This window comes from Nonomuraea basaltis (assembly GCF_005893125.1).
GTDB classification, from domain to species: Bacteria; Actinomycetota; Actinomycetes; order Streptosporangiales; family Streptosporangiaceae; genus Nonomuraea; species Nonomuraea basaltis.
Genome location: NZ_VCJS01000001.1, coordinates 119,293 through 135,996, shown reverse-complemented (window position 1 = coordinate 135,996; position 16,704 = coordinate 119,293). Strand labels below are relative to the sequence as shown.

Here is a 16,704-nt window from a genome sequence, read left to right as displayed (position 1 = left end):
GTACTAGGCGTGCAATGTATTGAACTATGAAGGGATGACCGGTGACCGCAGTGATCTTGGCGACCGTCTGCGCGGTGGTCTACGGCACGGCCGACTTCTTCGGCGGCCTGGCCAGCAGGCGAACCCAAGTGCTCTCAGTCGTCGCGCTCTCGCAGATCGCCGGGCTGGCGCTGATCCTCGGCCTCCTGCCGGCGCTGCCGGGCGCGTTCACCGACCGCGCGCTGCTCTGGGGACTGGCCGCGGGGCTGTCGGGCGCCGCCGGGCTGGCGCTGTTCTACCGGGCGCTGGCCGCGGGGACCATGTCGGTGGTCGCGCCGACGACGGCGGTCACCTCGGCGACGCTGCCGGTGGTGTTCGGGCTGGCGACGGGTGAGCGGCCGGGGTTCTGGGCGCTGGTGGGCGTGGTGCTGGCGCTGGGCGCGGTGCTGCTGGTCAGCCAGGACGGGTCCGCGAAGGGGCGCGCCTCGCTCGGCGCCCTGCTGACGTCGCTGGCCGCGGGCGCCGGGTTCGGCGGATTCTTCATCCTGCTGGCCATGGCGCCGTCCGACGCGGGCCTGTGGCCGCTGGTCGGGGCGAGACTGTCCTCGGTGACCACGGTGGCGCTGCTGGCCCTGGCCACCCGGCGTACGCTGCGGCCGAGCGCGGGCTCGCTGCGCATCATCGTGGCCGCGGGCGTGCTGGACATGGCGGCCAACGTCCTCTACCTGCTGGCGCAGCGCCAGGGCCTGCTCAGCCTGGTCGCCGTACTGGTCTCCCTCTACCCCGCCAGCACCCTGCTGCTCGCCAGGCAGGTGCTCGGAGAGCGGCTACGGGGGATCCAGGTGGCCGGCGTCGCATGCGCGCTGGGAGCGGTGGCGCTCATAGCCGTTGCGTAGCCCCGCCGGCGCTTGCTACGTTTCGCCCGTGCGCCCTGAGCGGGCACGTACCGATGGCGAGGGTCTGAGGCACGTTGGGGTGCCGTACGACTCTGATGAGTCCTTTCTGGATCTCGCCGTGCCGCGCGTGCGGGCCGCGCTGGACGAGGGCAGGCGAGTGCTGGTGGTCACCTGCGCGCCCAAGCTCGGCCTGCTGGCCGACGCCCTCGGGGGCGACGCGGGACTCATCGACAGCCGGGTCTCCACCGCCTGGTACGGGCACCCGTACCGGACGCTCGCCGCTTACCACGAATACACGCGGGGGCGCCGTACCCTCGTGATCGGCGAGCCCATCTGGAAGGGCAGGAGCGAGCGCGAGATCAGCGAGATGATCCGCTGCGAGTCCGTGGTGAACGCCGCGCTCGGCCCGGCGGCGTCCGTCATGCTGTGCCTGTACGACCGCCGCAAGGTGCCGCCCACGGTGCTCGACTACAACGCGGTGAACCATCCAGTGCTGCTCGGCGCGGACGGCGAGGCGGCGAGCACCCGGTTCGTCCCGCCCCACGAGCTCGTGCTGGACCACGACCGGGCCCCGCTCCCCGAGCCCGGTCCCGGCGCCGTGACCATCCGCTTCACCGCGCGCGAGCTGCGGCGGCTGCGCCAGAGCGTGGGCGACTACGCCCGGGCGGCGGGCATGGACCGCAACCTGATCACGTCGCTCGTCATCAGCGTCTCCGAGATCGCCGCGAACAGCATCGAGCACGGCGCCGGGTTCGGCACGATCACGATGTGGGTGAGCGACGGGGAGCTCGTCTGCGAGATCGCCGATCCTGGGGGCGCCCTGGACGACCCCTTACCCGGCTACATACCACCAGAGCCCGAATCCCCCAGGGGATACGGGCTCTGGATCAGCCGCCAGCTCTGCGACGTCGTGGAGCTGCGCGCGGAAGGCGGCGTGTTACGCGTCCGCCTTCATCTGTCTATGGGGTCCTAAGCCGCCGCACGCTGGGCCGGGAGCCGCAGGGCGCCCTCCTCGCGGGCGTACTCCTCCAGCATGCCGCGCAACTGGCGGCGGCCCCGGTGCAGCCGGGACATGACCGTGCCGATGGGCGTGCCCATGCGCTCGGCGATCTCCTTGTACGCGAACCCCTCGACGTCGGCCAGGTAGACGGCCACGCGGAAGTCCTCGGGAAGGGAGCGCAGGGCGTTCATCACGACGCTGTCGGGCAGCCGGTCGAGCGCCTCGGTCTCGGCCGACCGCAGGCCCGACGAGCTGTGCGACTCGGCGGCGTGCAGCTGCCAGTCCTCGATGTCCTCGGCGGCGGACAGCTTGGGCGAGCGCTGCTTCTTGCGGTAGTCGTTGATGAAGTTGTTGGTCAGGATCCGGTGCAGCCACGCCTTGAGGTTCGTGCCCTCGCGGAACTGGTGGTACGACGTGTAGGCCTTCGCCACCGTCTCCTGCACCAGGTCTTCCGCGTCGGCGGCGTTGCGGGTCAAGCGCATGGCGGAAGCGAACAGCTGCGACGTCACGGGCACGACATCGCGTTCGAACCAATCCTGTCGCTGCTCATCGGTCATAGTGATCAATTCATTCCCCCTTGCGCTATCCCCCGTTTCGGCACAGGCCGCCTGACGGCGCTCCCATCATGGCAAGTCCCGAGTAAGGGACGCGTTAGAGAGGTTCCGCCTTGGTCAGAAGGGGTTTCTGTCCATCTGCTCGCGGCGTGCGTGGTCACGTCCACGGCCGGACAAGTCTCGTTATCATAACACTACCCACCCAATTTCGCTGTAATAGTGGCCAGAGTCACATGGGATAGCGTAAGGACATGGATTTCAGGGACCGCCACGATGCGGGGACACGCCGCTGGGTGGCGGAGGCCATACGCAAGGTCGAAGCCGACGCCAACCGTAGTTGCGACACACATCTGCACGTCTTTCCGCTGCCCTCCGACTGGGGTGTAAACCTCTACCTTAAAGACGAGTCGGTGCACCCAACTGGTTCACTCAAACATCGACTTGCTCGGTCCCTGTTCCTCTATGGCCTGGCCAACGGCTGGATCGGGCCCACGACGACGATCGTCGAGGCGTCCAGCGGATCGACCGCCGTGAGCGAGGCCTACTTCGCCCGGCTGCTCGGCCTGCCGTTCATCGCCGTCATGCCGGCGTCCACGTCACCGGAGAAGATCCACCTCATCGAGTTCTACGGTGGGAAATGTCACCTCGTCGCGGACCCCGGCGCGATCTATGACGAGTCTCACCGTCTGGCCGCCGAGACCTCCGGCCACTTCATGGACCAGTTCACCTACGCGGAGCGGGCCACCGACTGGCGCGGCAACAACAACATCGCCGAGTCGATCTATTCCCAGATGTCCTTGGAGCCCTACCCCGAGCCCTCCTGGATCGTGGTCGGGGCCGGCACCGGCGGCACGTCGTCGACCATCGGCCGCTACATCCGCTACCGCCGCCACGCCACCCGCCTGGCCGTCGCCGACCCCGAGGGCTCGGCCTTCTACCCTAGCTGGCTCTCCGGCGACGCCTCCGCCACCGCTCCCGGCTCCCGCATCGAGGGCATCGGCCGGCCCCGCGTGGAACCGTCCTTCCAGCCGTCCGTCATCGACCGCATGATGGCCGTACCCGACGCCCGCTCGATCGCCGCCATGCACTGGACCCGCGAGGTCACCGGCCTGGACGTCGGCGGCTCCACGGGCACGAACATGGCGGCCTGCGTGGAGCTCATCGACGAGATGCGGCGGGCGGGCGAGCAGGGCAGCATCGTCACGCTGATCTGCGACAGCGGCGACCGCTACAAGGGGACGTACGGCAACCCGCAATGGCTCGCCGGCCAGCATCTGGACATCGAGCCCCACCTGACGCAGCTCCGCGCCTTCCTGCCCCGTTAGGGAGGCGGTACGAAGAACCGTCAGGAGGTCGTCTTGGCCGGGTCGACGCCGAAGAACTTGGCCACGTCGTCCAGGATGGCGTGCGCGCCCTGGATGCCCACGGCGGTCATCCATGTCAGGTCGCTGACTTCGTGCTTCTCGCCCTTGAGCTTGCCCCACAGCGGGTTGCTCACGAACTTCTCCTTCGACTCCTCGATCGCCGGGTCCTCGGGGTCCTCATAGGTCGCGACGAAGATGTGTTCGGCGTCCAGGTCCGAGATCCGCTCCTGGCTCACGTCGACCGCGATCGTGTCCTGCACGGTCGGCTGGCCCTCGGGGCGCGGGAAGCCGATGTCCTTCATCACCAGGCCGGAGTAGGACTTCTCGACGTACAGCCGGACCGTCGGCTCACCGGCGAAGCGCACGATCGAGATCGTGGGCAGCTCGCCGTCCTTCTCCTTGATCGCCGCACCGATCTTGGCCGCCCGGTCCTCGTACTCCTTGATCCTGGTGTCCGCGAGCTCCTGCTTGCCCAGGGCCTGGCCCATGAGCCGGAGGTTCTCCTTCCAGATGGCCCCTGTGGTCTCGCTGAAGACGGTCGGCGCGATCTTGGAGAGCTTGTCGTACAGGGCCTCGTGCCGGACCTTGGCCGAGACGATCAGGTCGGGCTTGAGCGCGATGATCTTCTCCAGGCTCGGCTCCGCCAGCGTGCCGACCGGGGTCGCTTCCTTGCCATTTGTCTCGGCGACCGTCCCCAGGTAGGCCGGCAGCTTGTCGTCGAGCGACCGGTACGTCGTGTAGCCCACGACGGGCGTCTCCAGCGTGAGGACGGCATCGACGAAGCTCTGGTCGAGCGCCACCACGCGCTTCGGCTGGGCCGGGATCGTCGTCTCGCCCATCGCGTGCTTCACGGTCGCGAACGGCGCGCTCGCCGTGGTGGAGGTGGTGGAGGTCGTGGCCGTGGGCTCGGCCGAGCCGCAGGCGGCGAGTCCCACAACGAGGAGAGCACCGACCAGCGCGCGCAACGGTTTCATCAGATCCCTTTCCCGAGGAAGTAAGGCAAACCTAAATTAGGTTAGCCCTGCCTAAGCTGGCATACTTCACCAGGATCGAGCAAACGCTGAGGAGGGAACGGGTGAGCGTAACCGCCGCCGCGCCGCGCCTCCACGGCATCCGTCAGCGCCGGCTCACCGTCCTCTTAGGTCTTTTCGCCGCCGTGCTGGTCGCGGTGGTGCTGAGCATCACGATCGGCGCCAAGTCCGTGCCGCTCGCGGACGCCTGGACCGCGCTCACAGCGCCCACCGGCACCGAGAACGACATCGTCATCCGTTCCCTGCGCATCCCGCGGACTGTGCTCGGCGTGCTCGCCGGCATCGCGCTCGGCGTGGCGGGCGCGCTCATGCAGGGCCACACCCGCAACCCTCTCGCCGACCCAGGGCTGCTCGGCGTCACGCAGGGCGCGGCGTTCGCGATGGTGGCCTCGATCATCCTGCTCGGCGCCTCCAGCCTGCTCGTCTACATCTGGTTCGGGCTGGCGGGCGCGCTGGTCGCCAGCGTGGCGGTGTTCGCGCTCGGCATGGTGGGCGGCAGGGGCGGCCCCACCCCGGTCACGCTGGCGCTCGCCGGCACCGCCGTCAGCGCCTTCCTGTACGCCCTCACCTCGGCCATCGTGCTGCTGGACGAACAGGCGATGGACGTGTTCCGCTTCTGGCAGGCGGGCTCGATCGCGGCCAGGGGCCCCGACGTGGTCTGGCAGGTGCTGCCGTTCATCCTGACCGGCCTGGTCCTGGCGATGATCAACGCCCCGGGACTGAACGCGCTCTCCCTCGGCGAGGACGTGGCCAGGAGCCTCGGCCAGAACATCGCCATGACCCGCACCATCGGCGTCGCCGCCGTCACCCTGCTGTCCGGCGCGGCGGTCGCCGCCTGTGGCTCGATGTCGTTCGTCGGCCTGATCGTGCCCCACCTGGCCCGTCCCATGGCGGGCACCGACCACCGGTGGCTGCTGCCGTACTCGGGGTTGATCGGCGCGGCGCTGCTGCTGGTCGCCGACGTGATCGGCCGCGTGGTGGCCCCGCCGGGCGAGCTGGAGGTGGGTGTGGTGCTGGCACTGATCGGCGCCCCGTTCTTCGTGGCCCTGGTCCGCCGCAGGAAGCCGGTGCGCCTGTGATGACCACTGTTGCGTTAGGGCGATCTCATGCCGGCTTTGAGATCACTGTGTCAGGGCGATCTCATGCCGACTTCTGAGCTTGCCATCCCCCTGCGCGTCGCCGGCCTGTCGTGGCGGCTACGCCTGCGCGGCGTCGCGATCACTCTGCTCGGCCTCGTACTGCTCGCCCTGCTCATGGCCATGAACATGCGCATCGGCGAGATCCAGATGACGCTGGGCGAGGTGATCGCCGGCACCTTCGACCAGAGCAGTGCCGCCCACTTCGTCATCATGGAGCTGCGCCTGCCGCGCGCGCTGACCGGCGCCCTGGTCGGCGCCGCGCTCGCGCTATCCGGCGCGATCATCCAGTCCATCGCCCGCAACCCGCTGGCCAGCCCCGAGATCCTCGGCGTCACCACCGGCGCCTCCGTCACCGTCGTGGCGGGCGTGGTGGCCAGCGGCAGCGTGTACGGCGGCACGAGCGGCCTGCTCGCCGCCCTCGGAATCCCCGCGCTCGCCCTGCTCGGCGGCCTGATCGGCGCAGCCATCGTGTACGGTCTGGCATGGCGGCGCGGCCTCGACGGCTACCGCCTGGTGCTGGTCGGCATCGGCGTGGCCGCCGTCTTCACCAACATCAAGTTCTGGCTCCTGACCATCGGCGACGTGAACGACACCAGCCGCGCCATGGTCTGGATCAGCGGCTCGCTCAACGGCCGTGGCTGGGAGCACGTGGCGCCCACGGCACTGGCCTTGGCTTTGCTGGTGCCGCTGACGCTGCTCGGCACCCGCTCGCTCGACGCGCTGCGCTTCGGCGACGACACGGTCACGTCCCTGGGCGTCCGGACGAACCTGGCGCGTGCCCTGATGATCCTGGCCGCCGTCCTGCTGGCCGCCGTGGCCACCGCCTCCGCCGGGCCGATCGCGTTCGTGGCGCTCGCCTCGCCGCAGATCGCGCTCCGGCTGGCCCGCTCGGGACAGCCGCCGCTGCTGTGCTCGGCGGTCATCGGCGGCGTCCTCACCACGGTCGCCGACCTGATCGCCAGGACCGCGTTCTCCCCGCTCGAACTGCCCGTCGGCATCGTCACCGCCGTCCTGGGCGCTCCGTATTTGATCCACCTCATCTGGAGGGCTCGGAAGTGAGACTGCAGGCCGCCGGCGTCAAGCTCGGGTACGGCGATCGTATCGTCGTCGACGATCTCGACCTGGGCATCGAAGCGGGCACCGTGACCACCATCATCGGCCCGAACGGCTGCGGCAAGTCCACCCTGCTGCGCGCGCTGGGCCGGCTGCTCAAGCCCCACGGCGGCGAGGTGCTGCTGGACGGCAAGCGCATCGACAAGATCCCCACCCGCGAGGTGGCCAAGATCCTCGGCGTGCTCCCCCAGGCCCCCACCGCTCCCGAAGGGCTGACCGTCGCCGACCTGGTGGCCAGGGGCCGGCATCCGCACCAGACGTGGTACCGGCAGTGGTCCTCCGACGACGAGCAGGCGGTCGCGACGGCGCTGGACATGACGGGCCTGGCCGACCTGGCCGAGCGGCCGCTGGACGAGCTGTCGGGCGGGCAGCGGCAGCGGGCGTGGATCTCCATGGCGCTGGCCCAGGGCACGGATCTGCTGCTGCTCGACGAGCCGACCACGTTCCTGGACCTGGCGCATCAGGTGGAGGTGCTGGAGCTCGTACGGCACCTGCACCAGGAGGCGGGCCGCACGGTCGTCATGGTGCTGCACGACCTCAACCTGGCCGCCCGGTACGCCGACCGCCTGGTGGCCATGCGCGCCGGGAAGGTGATCGCGGCGGGCACCCCGCACGAGGTGCTCACCGAGGAGCTGCTGGGCGACGTGTTCGAGCTGGACGCCAAGGTCATCGAAGATCCCGTGGCGGGGACGCCGCTGGTCATCCCGATCCGCCCGCGCTCCCATGCTGGAGCGCAGAAAACCTGACCCGCCGCGGCGGCGAGTGGGCCACGGGTCACACCTCGGCCAGCGCCCGCCCGACGTCCTCGTCGCCCGGGGCGAGCTGGGCGGCCTTGAGCAGGTCCTGCCTGGCCTTGTCCGGCCGGCCCGCGGCGCGATAGACCACCGACCTGTTGAACAGCAGCTCGGCGGTCTCCTCCAGCTTCAGCGCGCGGGTGAGGTCGGCCAGGGCCGCGCCGTTGTCGCCGTGCTCGTAGGCCAGCTCGGCGCGGCTCGCCCAGGCCGCCACCAGGTCGGGGTCGAGCTCCAGCGCCTGGTCGTAAGCGGCCTGCGCCTCCGGGTGCCGGCCCGCGGCCTGCTCCACCTGCCCGAGCACGCACAGCAGGTGGGGGTCGCGCGGCGCCAGCGCCAGCCCGCGCTCCACGTCCTTCCTGGCCAGCTCGTAGTCCCCCATGGCCCCCGCCATCCCGCTGCGGTTGACGTAGGCGGGCGCGAACTCGGGGTCCAGCTCCAGCGTGTGATCCAGGTCGGCGCGGGCGCCCTCGAGGTCGCCCTCGGCGAACCGGAGCTCGGAGCGGTTGTAGTACGCCTCGGGGAAGGGCGGGCTCAGCCGCATGACGGCCTCGTAGTCGGCCAGCGCCTCCTCCGCCCTGCCGAGCCTGTGCAGCAGGTTGCCCCGGTCGAGGTAATAGTCAGGGTAGCCGGGGTCGGCCTCGACGGCGCGCGTGTAGTCGGCCAGCGCCTGGTCCGTACGGCCCGCCGCGGCCAGGAGCTGGGCGCGGTTGGCGTGCAGCACGAGCCGGTGGATCGGGTGCTCACCGGGCAGGTGCGCCTCGGCAAGGTCGATGGCCTGCTGGACGAGGTCCATGGCGGCGTCGTGGCGGCCCCTGCGTACTTCCACCAGGGCCTTGCCGTTGAGGTCGAAGCCGAGGTGGAAGGCGCGCTCGCGGGGGTCGGGCAGCAGGGACGTGATCGTGATCGCCTCGTTGATCCAGGCCAGGGCCTGCTCGGGGTCGCGCCGGGCCGGGTCGTGGTGGCGTACGAGGATCATGGCGGTGGCGTAGGCGACGGTGGCGCGGTGCTTGGGGTCGGTGCTCAGGCGCCGGGCCCGGTCGTAGAGCTCGCGGGCTTCGTCCTCGCGTTCGATGGCCTCCAGGGCGGCGGCGACCCGCTGCAGGAGGTGCTGCCATCCCCCGGGGTCGTCCTCGTACGTCAGGCCGCGCAGCCTCTCCAGGCCCGACTCCGCCATGGCGTGGTGGAAGCCCTCGTCGCGGTAGCGGTCGAAGTCGGCGGGCAGCGGCCCCGTCCCGGGAGCGGACGGCCCATCCTCGATCCGCAAGAGGCCCGGGCCGAGCCTGCGCCGCAGCACGGCGACGAACTCGCCATCGGTGTGGTCGGCCTCGCCCAGGTTCGTCACGATCAGCGCGAGCGCGCCGGCGCCGGTCAGGTGGTCGCGGACGAACTCGGCCAGCCCGTTGGCGATCCTGAGGCTGCGCCGGGCGCCGGGCACGAGCACACGCTGCGCCCTGGGCAGGTCGTCGGCCAGCGAGCGCCGGCGCGCCGGAACGGCGTCGCGCATCCGCGGCGCCGCCGCGCGGATCTCGATGTCGTGGGCGGCCACCAGGTCGGGCCGGCGCTCCAGCGCCGGCGGGACGAGATGCTCGAGGAGTGCAGCGGCGAGCGTGTAGGGGCCGCCGATGCGGCGATCGGCGTCGAGGATGATCGTGTCCACGCGACCCATTTTCCGCGGTGGCCGGCGCCCCGGGCGAGGTGCCGGCCTGCGCGTTCAGCTGTTGTGCCTCGGTGCGGCCGAGGCGGCGGGCCGCACGGTTCCGGGCCTGTGAACAACGATCTTTTTCATTGGCGCCCTTTCGCGTCTTCGCGGGATCGAGCGATCATTGATGACCGGTACATGTCAGCACAGAACGAAGTCGCCGATCAAAGGTTCAACTGGTAAGGGCCATTCCGACGGTGATTACAGCCCGGCCGGAAAGGTCAGTCGCCCAGGATCGCGTCCACGAACACCTCGGGGTCGAACGGCGCCAGGTCGTCCGGCCCCTCGCCGAGCCCCACCAGCTTGACCGGGACGCCCAGCTCGCGCTGCACCGAGATCACGATGCCGCCCTTGGCGGTGCCGTCGAGCTTGGTCAGCGCGATGCCCGTGATGTTGACGACCTCGGCGAACACCTGGGCCTGGCGCATGCCGTTCTGGCCCGTGGTGGCGTCGAGGACCAGCAGCACCTCGTCCACCGTGGCCTTCTTCTCGATGACCCGCTTGACCTTGCCCAGCTCGTCCATGAGCCCGGTCTTCGTGTGCAGGCGGCCGGCGGTGTCGACGATGACGACGTCGACCTTCTCCTCGATGCCCTTGGCGGTGGCGTCGAAGGCCACGGAGGCCGGGTCGCCGCCCTCGGGACCGCGCACCGTGTCGGCGCCGACCCGCTCGCCCCAGGTCTGGAGCTGGTCGGCGGCGGCGGCGCGGAAGGTGTCGGCCGCGCCGAGCACGACCTTCTTGCCGTCGCCGATGAGGGAGCGGGCGAGCTTGCCGGTGGTGGTGGTCTTGCCGGTGCCGTTGACGCCCACGACGAGCACCACCGCGGGCCGCTCGCCGTGCTTCTGGACGTGCAGCGTGCGGTCGAGGTCGGGGTTGACCAGGGCGAGCAGCTGCTCGCGCAGCAGGCCGCGCACCTCCGCGGGCGAGCGGCTGCCCAGCACCTTGACCTTGGTGCGCAGCTCCTCGACCATGACGCGGGTCGGCGTGACGCCCACGTCGGCCGTGATCAGGCTCTCCTCGATCTCGTCCCACACGTCGTCGTCGAGCCGGTCGCGGGACAGCAGCTCCAGCAGCCCGCGCCCGAGCGCGCTCTGCGAGCGCGCCAGCCGCGAGCGCAGCCGCACCATCCGGCCCGCGGACGGCGGCGGCACCTCGACCTCGGGCTTGACGACCACCGGCTCGGCCGGTTTGACCGGCGGCGGGAGCGTGGTGGTCGCGCCCTCCCCCTCCTCTGCCGCGGGCCGCCTCTCCTCGGGAAGGGTGGGCGCCTCGGGCGGCTTGACCGGCGGAGGCGCCTTGCGGCCCGGCCTGAAGAGCAGGAAGAGACCGCCCGCCGCCAGCAGGGCGACGACGGCCACGATCACGATGACGGCGAGATAACCTTCCACAACATGTCAGTTTTCCAGATCGTTCGGCATGCTCACGCACTAAGCCACACCGATCAGGCGGACTCGCGCTCCCGAAGCCGCTGGCTGACGACCTGCGTCACGCCGTCGCCGCGCATCGACACGCCGTAGAGAGCGTCGGCGATCTCCATCGTGCGCTTGTTGTGGGTGATGACAATCAGCTGCGAGCTCTGCCGCAGCTCCTCGAACAGCCTCAGCAACCGCTGCGTGTTCGTGTCGTCGAGCGCGGCCTCGACCTCGTCCATCACGTAGAACGGCGACGGCCGCGCCTTGAAGATGGAGATCAGGAACGCCACCGCGGTCAGCGACCGCTCGCCGCCCGACAGCAACGACAGCCGCTTGACCTTCTTGCCCGGCGGCCTGGCCTCGACCTCGATGCCGGTGGTCAGCATGTCGTTCGGGTCGGTCAGCACCAGGCGGCCGTCGCCGCCGGGGAACACCCTGGTGAAGATCTGCTCGAACTCGCGGGCCACGTCCTCGTACGCCGAGGAGAACATCTGCTCGACCCGGTCGTCGACCTCCTTGACCACGGTCATGAGGTCGCGCCTGGTCTTCTTGAGGTCCTCCAGCTGCGAGGTGAGGAACGCGTGCCGCTCCTCCAGCGCCGCGAACTCCTCCAGCGCCAGCGGGTTGACCTTGCCGAGCTGGTTCATCTGCCGCTCGGCAGCCCTGGCCCGCTTCTCCTGCTCCTCCCGCACGTACGGCACCGGCGGGTCGCCGGGGACCGGGACCTCGGGGCCGTACTCGGAGATCAGGGCCTCGATCTCGACCCCGAACTCCTCCATCGCCCGCTGCTCCAGCTGCTCCAGCCGCAGGCGCTGCTCGGTGCGGGCGACCTCACTGCCGTGTACGCGGTTGACCAGCTTGTCGAGCTCCTGGCCGAGCTCGCGCACGCGCAGGCGCACCTGCTTGAGCTCGGCGTCGATCGCGACCCTGGCGAGGTCGGCCTCGTCGCGCTCCCTGGAGGCGAGCTGGACGGACTCGGCCAGGGCCCTGAGCACCTGCTTGGCGCCCTTGCTGACGGCCTCCGCCACGGCGGCCTGCCGCCGGCGCCTGGCGCGCTGAGCGGCCGCCTGGGCGCGCTCCTCGCGCTCTCGCGCGGCGGCGCGCATGAGCGCGTCGGCGCGGCCGTCGATGCCCTTGACGCGCTCCTCGGCGGAACGGACCTGCAGGCGGGTGTCCATCTCCCGCTGCCTGGCGGCCTCGCAGGCGCTCGCCAGCTCGTCGCGCAGGTCGGTGGTGGGCTCGGACTCCAGCTCCTGGGCGTATTCGGCCTCGGCCAGCCGGATCTCCAGATCGGCCAGCTCCTCCAGGCCCTCGGCGCGGGCCTCCTCCGCCCTCGTGACGCTCCCGGACAGCCGCTCGGCCTCGGCACGGGCGGCGTCGGCGGCGGCCTCGAGCTGGGCCAGCTCCTTGGCGGCGGCCGCGGTGCGCTGGTCCGCCTCCCGCTGGCGGCCCCTGACCTGGTCGAGCGTGCCCTGGGCGGCGCTGACGCCGGCCTGGGCGGTGGTGACGGCGGTCTGGGCCTCGCTGACCTGCGCCTGTGCGGCCTCCAGCGCCGCCTGAGCGGCCTGCTCGGTCTCGATCGCCTCGTCCAGGGCCACGGCGGTCTCTTCAGCCCTGCTCTCAGCCTCCGCCAGGTCCCTGACGGCCTCGTCGAACGCCGCCCGTACTTGGAGCACGGAGATGCCCCCTTCGGACCCGCCGCTGGCCAGGTGCGCGCCGACCACGTCACCCGCCTTGGTGACGGCCTTGATGCCGGTGTGACGCTCGACGAGCGCGCGTGCCGTCTCCAGGTCGTCCACGACGGCGACGTCCTTGAGCACGTGGTCGAGGGCGGGGCGCAGATGCTCAGGAACCGTGACCAGGTCGGCGGCCCACTGACTGCCCTCAGGAGCCGCCGTGCGCGGGCGCCTGCCCCCGCCGGGCGCCGCCGGGGAGCCGCCCGCCGAGTCGGCGCCGGTGGAGTCGTCCAGGACCAGGGGGTGGTCGTCTTCTCCGCCCGCGGGGAGCGCCACCAGGAGGGTGGCCTGGCCCGCGCCCTGGGTGCGCAGCAGGTCGAGGGCCTCGATGGCGGTGTCCAGGGTCTTGACGGTGATCGATTCGGCGATGGGACCCAGCACGGCGGCCACCGCCAGCTCGGCCCCCGGCGTGACCTGCATCGAGGCGGCCAGTGGTCCGAGCACCCCGGCCAGGTCGGCCTCAAGCAGGGCCGCGCCGCCGTCGCCCTTGGCCAGCCCCAGCTCCAGCGCGTCCCGGCGGGCCCGCAGGGCGGCCACCGAGCGCTGCGCCTCCTGGTCGGCGGCCCGCGCCGTCGCGACGCCCGACTTGGCGGACTGGAGGGCGGCGCGCGGTGCGTCCAGGGCCGACTTGGCCTCCTCCGCCGCGACCCGGGCCTCGTCGGCGACCGCCCTGGCCTCCTCGACCAGGGCCTGCGCCGTGGCCAGCTCCTCAGCGAGCGCGGGATCGACCGCGGGCTCCTCCTGCCGCCGCGCCTCGAGGTCTTCCCTGGCCTGCCGCTCGCGCTCGGCGGCGCCGGCCACGGCCTGCTGGAGCCGCCCGATCTCGTCCTCGGCGGCGCGGGCCCGGCTGCGAACGGAGTCGACCTGGCCGCGGAGCCTGGCCAGCCCCTCGCGGCGGTCGGCGGCGGCCCTGGCGGCCAGCGCCAGCCGCTGCTCCTCGGCGCTCAGCTCGGCCTCGCCGGCGGCCCGCCGCTGGACGGCCTCCTCCAGCAGCTCCTGCGCCTGCTCCAGCTCGGCCTTGAGGATCAGCTCCTGCTCGCGCACCCCGGCCGCCTCGCGTTCGAGGTCCTCGGGGTCGCGGCCGCGGCGCTCGATGGCGGCCGCGTCGAGGGCGTGCCGGTGGCGCTCCGCGGCGAGCTGCTCCAGGCCGGTGATGCGCTCGCGCAGCGACGAGAGCCTGAAGTATGTCTCCTGGGCGGCCGCCAGCCTAGGCTGGGCCTCGGCCTCGGCGGTCTCCAGCGCCGTCTCGCGCTGCTGGGCCTCGGCCAGCTCCGTCTCCACCTGGGTGCGCCTGGCCATGATCGCGGCCTCGTCGGCGGCCTCGCGCTCCAGCGTCGTACGCAGGATGCCCATGTCGTCGGCCAGCAGCCGCAGCCTGGCGTCGCGCAGGTCGGCCTGGATGACGGCGGCCTTGCGGGCGATCTCCGCCTGCCTGCCCAGCGGTTTGAGCTGGCGGCGCAGCTCGGTGGCGAGGTCCTGGACGCGGGTCAGGTTGGCCTGCATGGCGTCCAGCTTGCGCAGCGCCTTTTCCTTGCGCTTGCGGTGCTTGAGCACACCTGCGGCCTCTTCGATGAACGCCCGCCGGTCCTCAGGACCCGCGTGCAGGACGGCGTCCAGCTGGCCCTGGCCGACGATGACGTGCATCTCGCGGCCGATGCCCGAGTCGGACAGCAGCTCCTGGATGTCCAGCAGGCGGCAGGTGTCGCCGTTGATCGCGTATTCGCTCTGCCCCGACCTGAACATCAGCCGGCTGATCGTGACCTCGGTGTAGTCGATCGGCAGCGCGCCGTCGGAGTTGTCGATGGTCAGCGTCACCTCGGCGCGCCCGAGCGGCGGCCTCGAGGAGGTGCCGGCGAAGATGACGTCCTCCATCTTGCCGCCGCGCAGCGACTTGGCGCTGTGCTCGCCCATGACCCAGGCCAAAGCGTCGACGACGTTGGACTTGCCGGAGCCGTTGGGACCCACCACGCAGGTGATGCCCGGCTCGAACCGGAGGGCGGTGGCGGAGGCGAAGGACTTGAAGCCGCGCAGGGTGAGGGTCTTCAAATACAAGCGCGGCCCCCTTCTCCTGACACGGACTTCGGAAAAGACTACTGGTCCTCACTGCCCCACGTGGGCATCTACAGTCCGGGACCGTCTTGACCAGGGCTTTCCTTATCAGGAGAAATAACAAGGGACGCCTCTCCGAGACGTCCCTGGGTCTTGCGCTCCGATCACTCTCAGGTGAGTGCCGGCTCGCGCTCTTGCATGCGACTGAGTGCCTCGTCGCGGGTTTGCGCCGCAAGAGCGTCATTCGTGGCCTGAAGTCGGATGAGTTCTGCCTCCAGATCCCGGATACGCTGCTGCAGGCGGCGCATCTCCGAGACCATCCGAGGGTCAGGACCGCCGACGTGGCCGAGTAGAGCCTTCGCCATGGTAAAGGGTCCTCCACGCTGAGTGACCAGACTGGTTCGCGCACTTCGATTCCGCGGGAGGGGTGCGCGTGGTACCTAACAAGAGTCGCACCGGCAGTGTGGGCGGTCAAGTCGAACAAACCGCTGCGCCCTACTGATGGGCACTCCCAACATACAACTATACCCTGTTTGGCCGGTTTAACGAAAGCGGCTACCGCTCTACAAACCCGCCCAAACTACCTCGGGGTTCGCTCCACTGTTCCACTACTCCATCCACCCTGCCCGGCGTGTCGCAACCTCTCAGCAGCTCCAGCAGCTTGACGCAGCCCTCGCGCGGCCCCTCCGCGACGACCTCCACCCGGCCGTCCTCGGTGTTGCGCGCCCATCCCGCCAGACCCAGCTCCAGTGCCCTGGAGCGGGTCCACCAGCGGAACCCCACACCCTGGACCCTCCCCCGGACCCATGCGGTTAGCCTGGTGTTTTCCGGATTTTCTGCCATTTTTCCTCCTACTCGGTCTCAAGCGCCCAGGGCCTCCGCCCCCAGCGCCTGCCCCACCCCCGCCGTGTTAGAGCCGACTTCTGAGACCGCTGCGTTAGAGCGATCTCATGCCGACTTCTGAGACCGCTGCGTTAGAGCGATCTCATGCCGACTTCTGAGACCGCCCCGTCGAACGCCCTCACCGCCGCCGTCTCCGCCGCCCTCACCCAGGCCAGCCCCAAGATCGACGGAGGCAGGCCCGTGACCGGAACGAAACTTATGTCGGGGCGCCTGTGGTAGGCCGCCGTAGGTGCGCATAAGAGCTCGCCGCCTCGGTTGAGCGCCACCTGCGTGAGGCCCTCCTGGGTGGTGGCGACCATACCGGCCCGGGGAATCGGACGGCCGGAAGGGGTTACGGAGGGTGCCAACCGCTCGCGCCACCAGCGTGGAGCCGGGCCCGCCAGTCCGATCAGGGGAACGGAGGCCAGCTCCTCCGCGCCGATGCTCGCGCGCCCGGCCAGCGGATGGCGCACGGAGACGCCGAGCTGGTAGGGGACCCGGTTCAGGGCCGCGCCGGTGACCAGGTCGGGCTCGTCCACCGGCAGCAGCGTGAAGGCGATGTCCACCTGCCCGGCACGCAGCTTGCCGAAGGGGTCGGAGAGCGGGATCTCCACCAGTTCTACCTCGCACCCCGGGTAGCGGCGCTCGAAGGCCCGTACGCTGCCCGTGACGGCGTCCGTGGGCGTGGCCAGGAAGCCGACCCTGATCACGCCCGTCACCTCGCGGGCGGCGGCCTTGGCCCGGCTCACGGCGTCCGCCAGCCCGTCGTAGGAGGGCCTCAGGTCGGCCAGGAAGCGTTCGCCGAGGGGTGTCAGGCGTACGCGGCGGCTGGTGCGGTTGAAGAGCCTGGCGCCGATCCTGGTCTCCAGGGAGCGCATGAGCTGGCTCACCCGGCCCGGTGACAGGTAGAGGCGCTCGGCCGTACGGGCGAAGTGCAGCTCCTGGCTGAGCACCAGGAAGCACTCCAGCTCCCTGAACTCCATCTCCACCTCCGGGATCGCTTAGCTCACCTAAACCAAGCCTTCGGCCTTCGCCATTGTTCCCGCAGGCGGGCGG

14 protein-coding genes are annotated in these 16,704 nt (G+C 70.7%); 6 read left to right on the top strand and 8 right to left on the bottom strand.

Annotated features, from left to right (window positions below):
• Positions 1–41: 41 nt before the first annotated feature.
• Together EJK15_RS00655 and EJK15_RS00650 are read left to right on the top strand one after the other, a co-directional pair.
• Positions 42–875 (top strand): DMT family transporter, encoded by an 834-nt coding sequence (locus EJK15_RS00655; RefSeq protein ID WP_138708346.1) that lies wholly within the window; start codon positions 42–44, stop codon positions 873–875.
• A gap of 79 nt (positions 876–954) precedes the next feature.
• Positions 955–1,848: a sensor histidine kinase gene (locus tag EJK15_RS00650; RefSeq protein WP_171074024.1), complete on the top strand. Its 894-nt coding sequence runs from the start codon at positions 955–957 to the stop codon at positions 1,846–1,848.
• Here EJK15_RS00650 and EJK15_RS00645 read toward each other — a convergent pair.
• Complete coding sequence (locus EJK15_RS00645; RefSeq protein ID WP_138708344.1) at positions 1,845–2,432, bottom strand: sigma-70 family RNA polymerase sigma factor; 588 nt, start codon at positions 2,430–2,432, stop codon at positions 1,845–1,847. The two genes, EJK15_RS00650 and EJK15_RS00645, sit on opposite strands and share 4 nt — an antisense overlap.
• Positions 2,433–2,680: 248 nt before the next feature.
• Between EJK15_RS00645 and EJK15_RS00640 the strand changes: the two genes are divergently transcribed.
• A complete protein-coding gene (locus tag EJK15_RS00640) occupies positions 2,681–3,754 on the top strand; it encodes a PLP-dependent cysteine synthase family protein (RefSeq protein ID WP_138708343.1) in 1,074 nt (357 codons plus the stop codon).
• Between the two features lie 20 nt (positions 3,755–3,774).
• Here the strand turns inward: EJK15_RS00640 and EJK15_RS00635 are convergent, their stop codons facing one another.
• Positions 3,775–4,767 (bottom strand): ABC transporter substrate-binding protein, encoded by a 993-nt coding sequence (locus EJK15_RS00635; protein WP_138708342.1) that lies wholly within the window; start codon positions 4,765–4,767, stop codon positions 3,775–3,777.
• 101 nt (positions 4,768–4,868) lie between these two features.
• On the opposite strand from EJK15_RS00635, the gene EJK15_RS00630 reads away from it, so the two are divergent.
• The 3 genes from EJK15_RS00630 (at position 4,869) to EJK15_RS00620 (ending at position 7,822) form a co-directional block, all read left to right on the top strand.
• Positions 4,869–5,903, top strand: coding sequence for a FecCD family ABC transporter permease (locus EJK15_RS00630; protein WP_240776676.1), 1,035 nt, complete (start codon positions 4,869–4,871; stop codon positions 5,901–5,903).
• Positions 5,904–5,966: 63 nt separating this feature from the next.
• Positions 5,967–7,022 (top strand): FecCD family ABC transporter permease, encoded by a 1,056-nt coding sequence (locus EJK15_RS00625; protein ID WP_171074023.1) that lies wholly within the window; start codon positions 5,967–5,969, stop codon positions 7,020–7,022.
• The gene (locus tag EJK15_RS00620; RefSeq protein WP_138708339.1) at positions 7,019–7,822 is read left to right on the top strand and encodes an ABC transporter ATP-binding protein; all 804 of its coding nucleotides are present in this window, start codon (positions 7,019–7,021) and stop codon (positions 7,820–7,822) included. The genes EJK15_RS00625 and EJK15_RS00620 overlap by 4 nt, the downstream gene beginning before the upstream one ends.
• Before the next feature lie 28 nt (positions 7,823–7,850).
• On the opposite strand, the gene EJK15_RS00615 is transcribed toward EJK15_RS00620, so the two are convergent.
• The 6 genes from EJK15_RS00615 to EJK15_RS00590 all read right to left on the bottom strand — a co-directional run bounded on the left by EJK15_RS00615 (position 7,851) and on the right by EJK15_RS00590 (position 16,631).
• On the bottom strand, positions 7,851–9,536 hold the full coding sequence (locus EJK15_RS00615) for a tetratricopeptide repeat protein (protein ID WP_240776675.1): 1,686 nt from the start codon (positions 9,534–9,536) through the stop codon (positions 7,851–7,853).
• 254 nt (positions 9,537–9,790) lie between these two features.
• The gene (ftsY, locus tag EJK15_RS00610) at positions 9,791–10,957 is read right to left on the bottom strand and encodes a signal recognition particle-docking protein FtsY (protein WP_138708337.1); all 1,167 of its coding nucleotides are present in this window, start codon (positions 10,955–10,957) and stop codon (positions 9,791–9,793) included.
• 53 nt (positions 10,958–11,010) lie between these two features.
• The gene (locus EJK15_RS00605) at positions 11,011–14,769 is read right to left on the bottom strand and encodes an AAA family ATPase (protein ID WP_138708336.1); all 3,759 of its coding nucleotides are present in this window, start codon (positions 14,767–14,769) and stop codon (positions 11,011–11,013) included.
• Positions 14,770–14,936: 167 nt separating this feature from the next.
• The gene (locus tag EJK15_RS00600; RefSeq protein ID WP_090938435.1) at positions 14,937–15,131 is read right to left on the bottom strand and encodes a hypothetical protein; all 195 of its coding nucleotides are present in this window, start codon (positions 15,129–15,131) and stop codon (positions 14,937–14,939) included.
• 190 nt (positions 15,132–15,321) lie between these two features.
• The gene (locus EJK15_RS00595; RefSeq protein ID WP_138708335.1) at positions 15,322–15,609 is read right to left on the bottom strand and encodes an acylphosphatase; all 288 of its coding nucleotides are present in this window, start codon (positions 15,607–15,609) and stop codon (positions 15,322–15,324) included.
• A gap of 131 nt (positions 15,610–15,740) precedes the next feature.
• Positions 15,741–16,631: a LysR family transcriptional regulator gene (locus EJK15_RS00590; protein ID WP_138708334.1), complete on the bottom strand. Its 891-nt coding sequence runs from the start codon at positions 16,629–16,631 to the stop codon at positions 15,741–15,743.
• Positions 16,632–16,704 lie beyond the last annotated feature (73 nt).

Bases quoted from the DNA above. Each gene is read 5' to 3' on its own strand.
- EJK15_RS00595 (WP_138708335.1), bottom strand. From the start codon at position 15,609: ATGGCAGAAAATCCGGAAAACACCAGGCTAACCGCATGGGTCCGGGGG.
- EJK15_RS00590 (WP_138708334.1), bottom strand. From the start codon at position 16,631: ATGGAGTTCAGGGAGCTGGAGTGCTTCCTGGTGCTCAGCCAGGAGCTG.
- EJK15_RS00635 (WP_138708342.1), bottom strand. From the start codon at position 4,767: ATGAAACCGTTGCGCGCGCTGGTCGGTGCTCTCCTCGTTGTGGGACTC.
- EJK15_RS00640 (WP_138708343.1), top strand. From the start codon at position 2,681: ATGGATTTCAGGGACCGCCACGATGCGGGGACACGCCGCTGGGTGGCG.
- EJK15_RS00615 (WP_240776675.1), bottom strand. From the start codon at position 9,536: ATGGGTCGCGTGGACACGATCATCCTCGACGCCGATCGCCGCATCGGC.
- EJK15_RS00645 (WP_138708344.1), bottom strand. From the start codon at position 2,432: ATGACCGATGAGCAGCGACAGGATTGGTTCGAACGCGATGTCGTGCCC.
- EJK15_RS00600 (WP_090938435.1), bottom strand. From the start codon at position 15,131: ATGGCGAAGGCTCTACTCGGCCACGTCGGCGGTCCTGACCCTCGGATG.
- EJK15_RS00625 (WP_171074023.1), top strand. From the start codon at position 5,967: ATGCCGACTTCTGAGCTTGCCATCCCCCTGCGCGTCGCCGGCCTGTCG.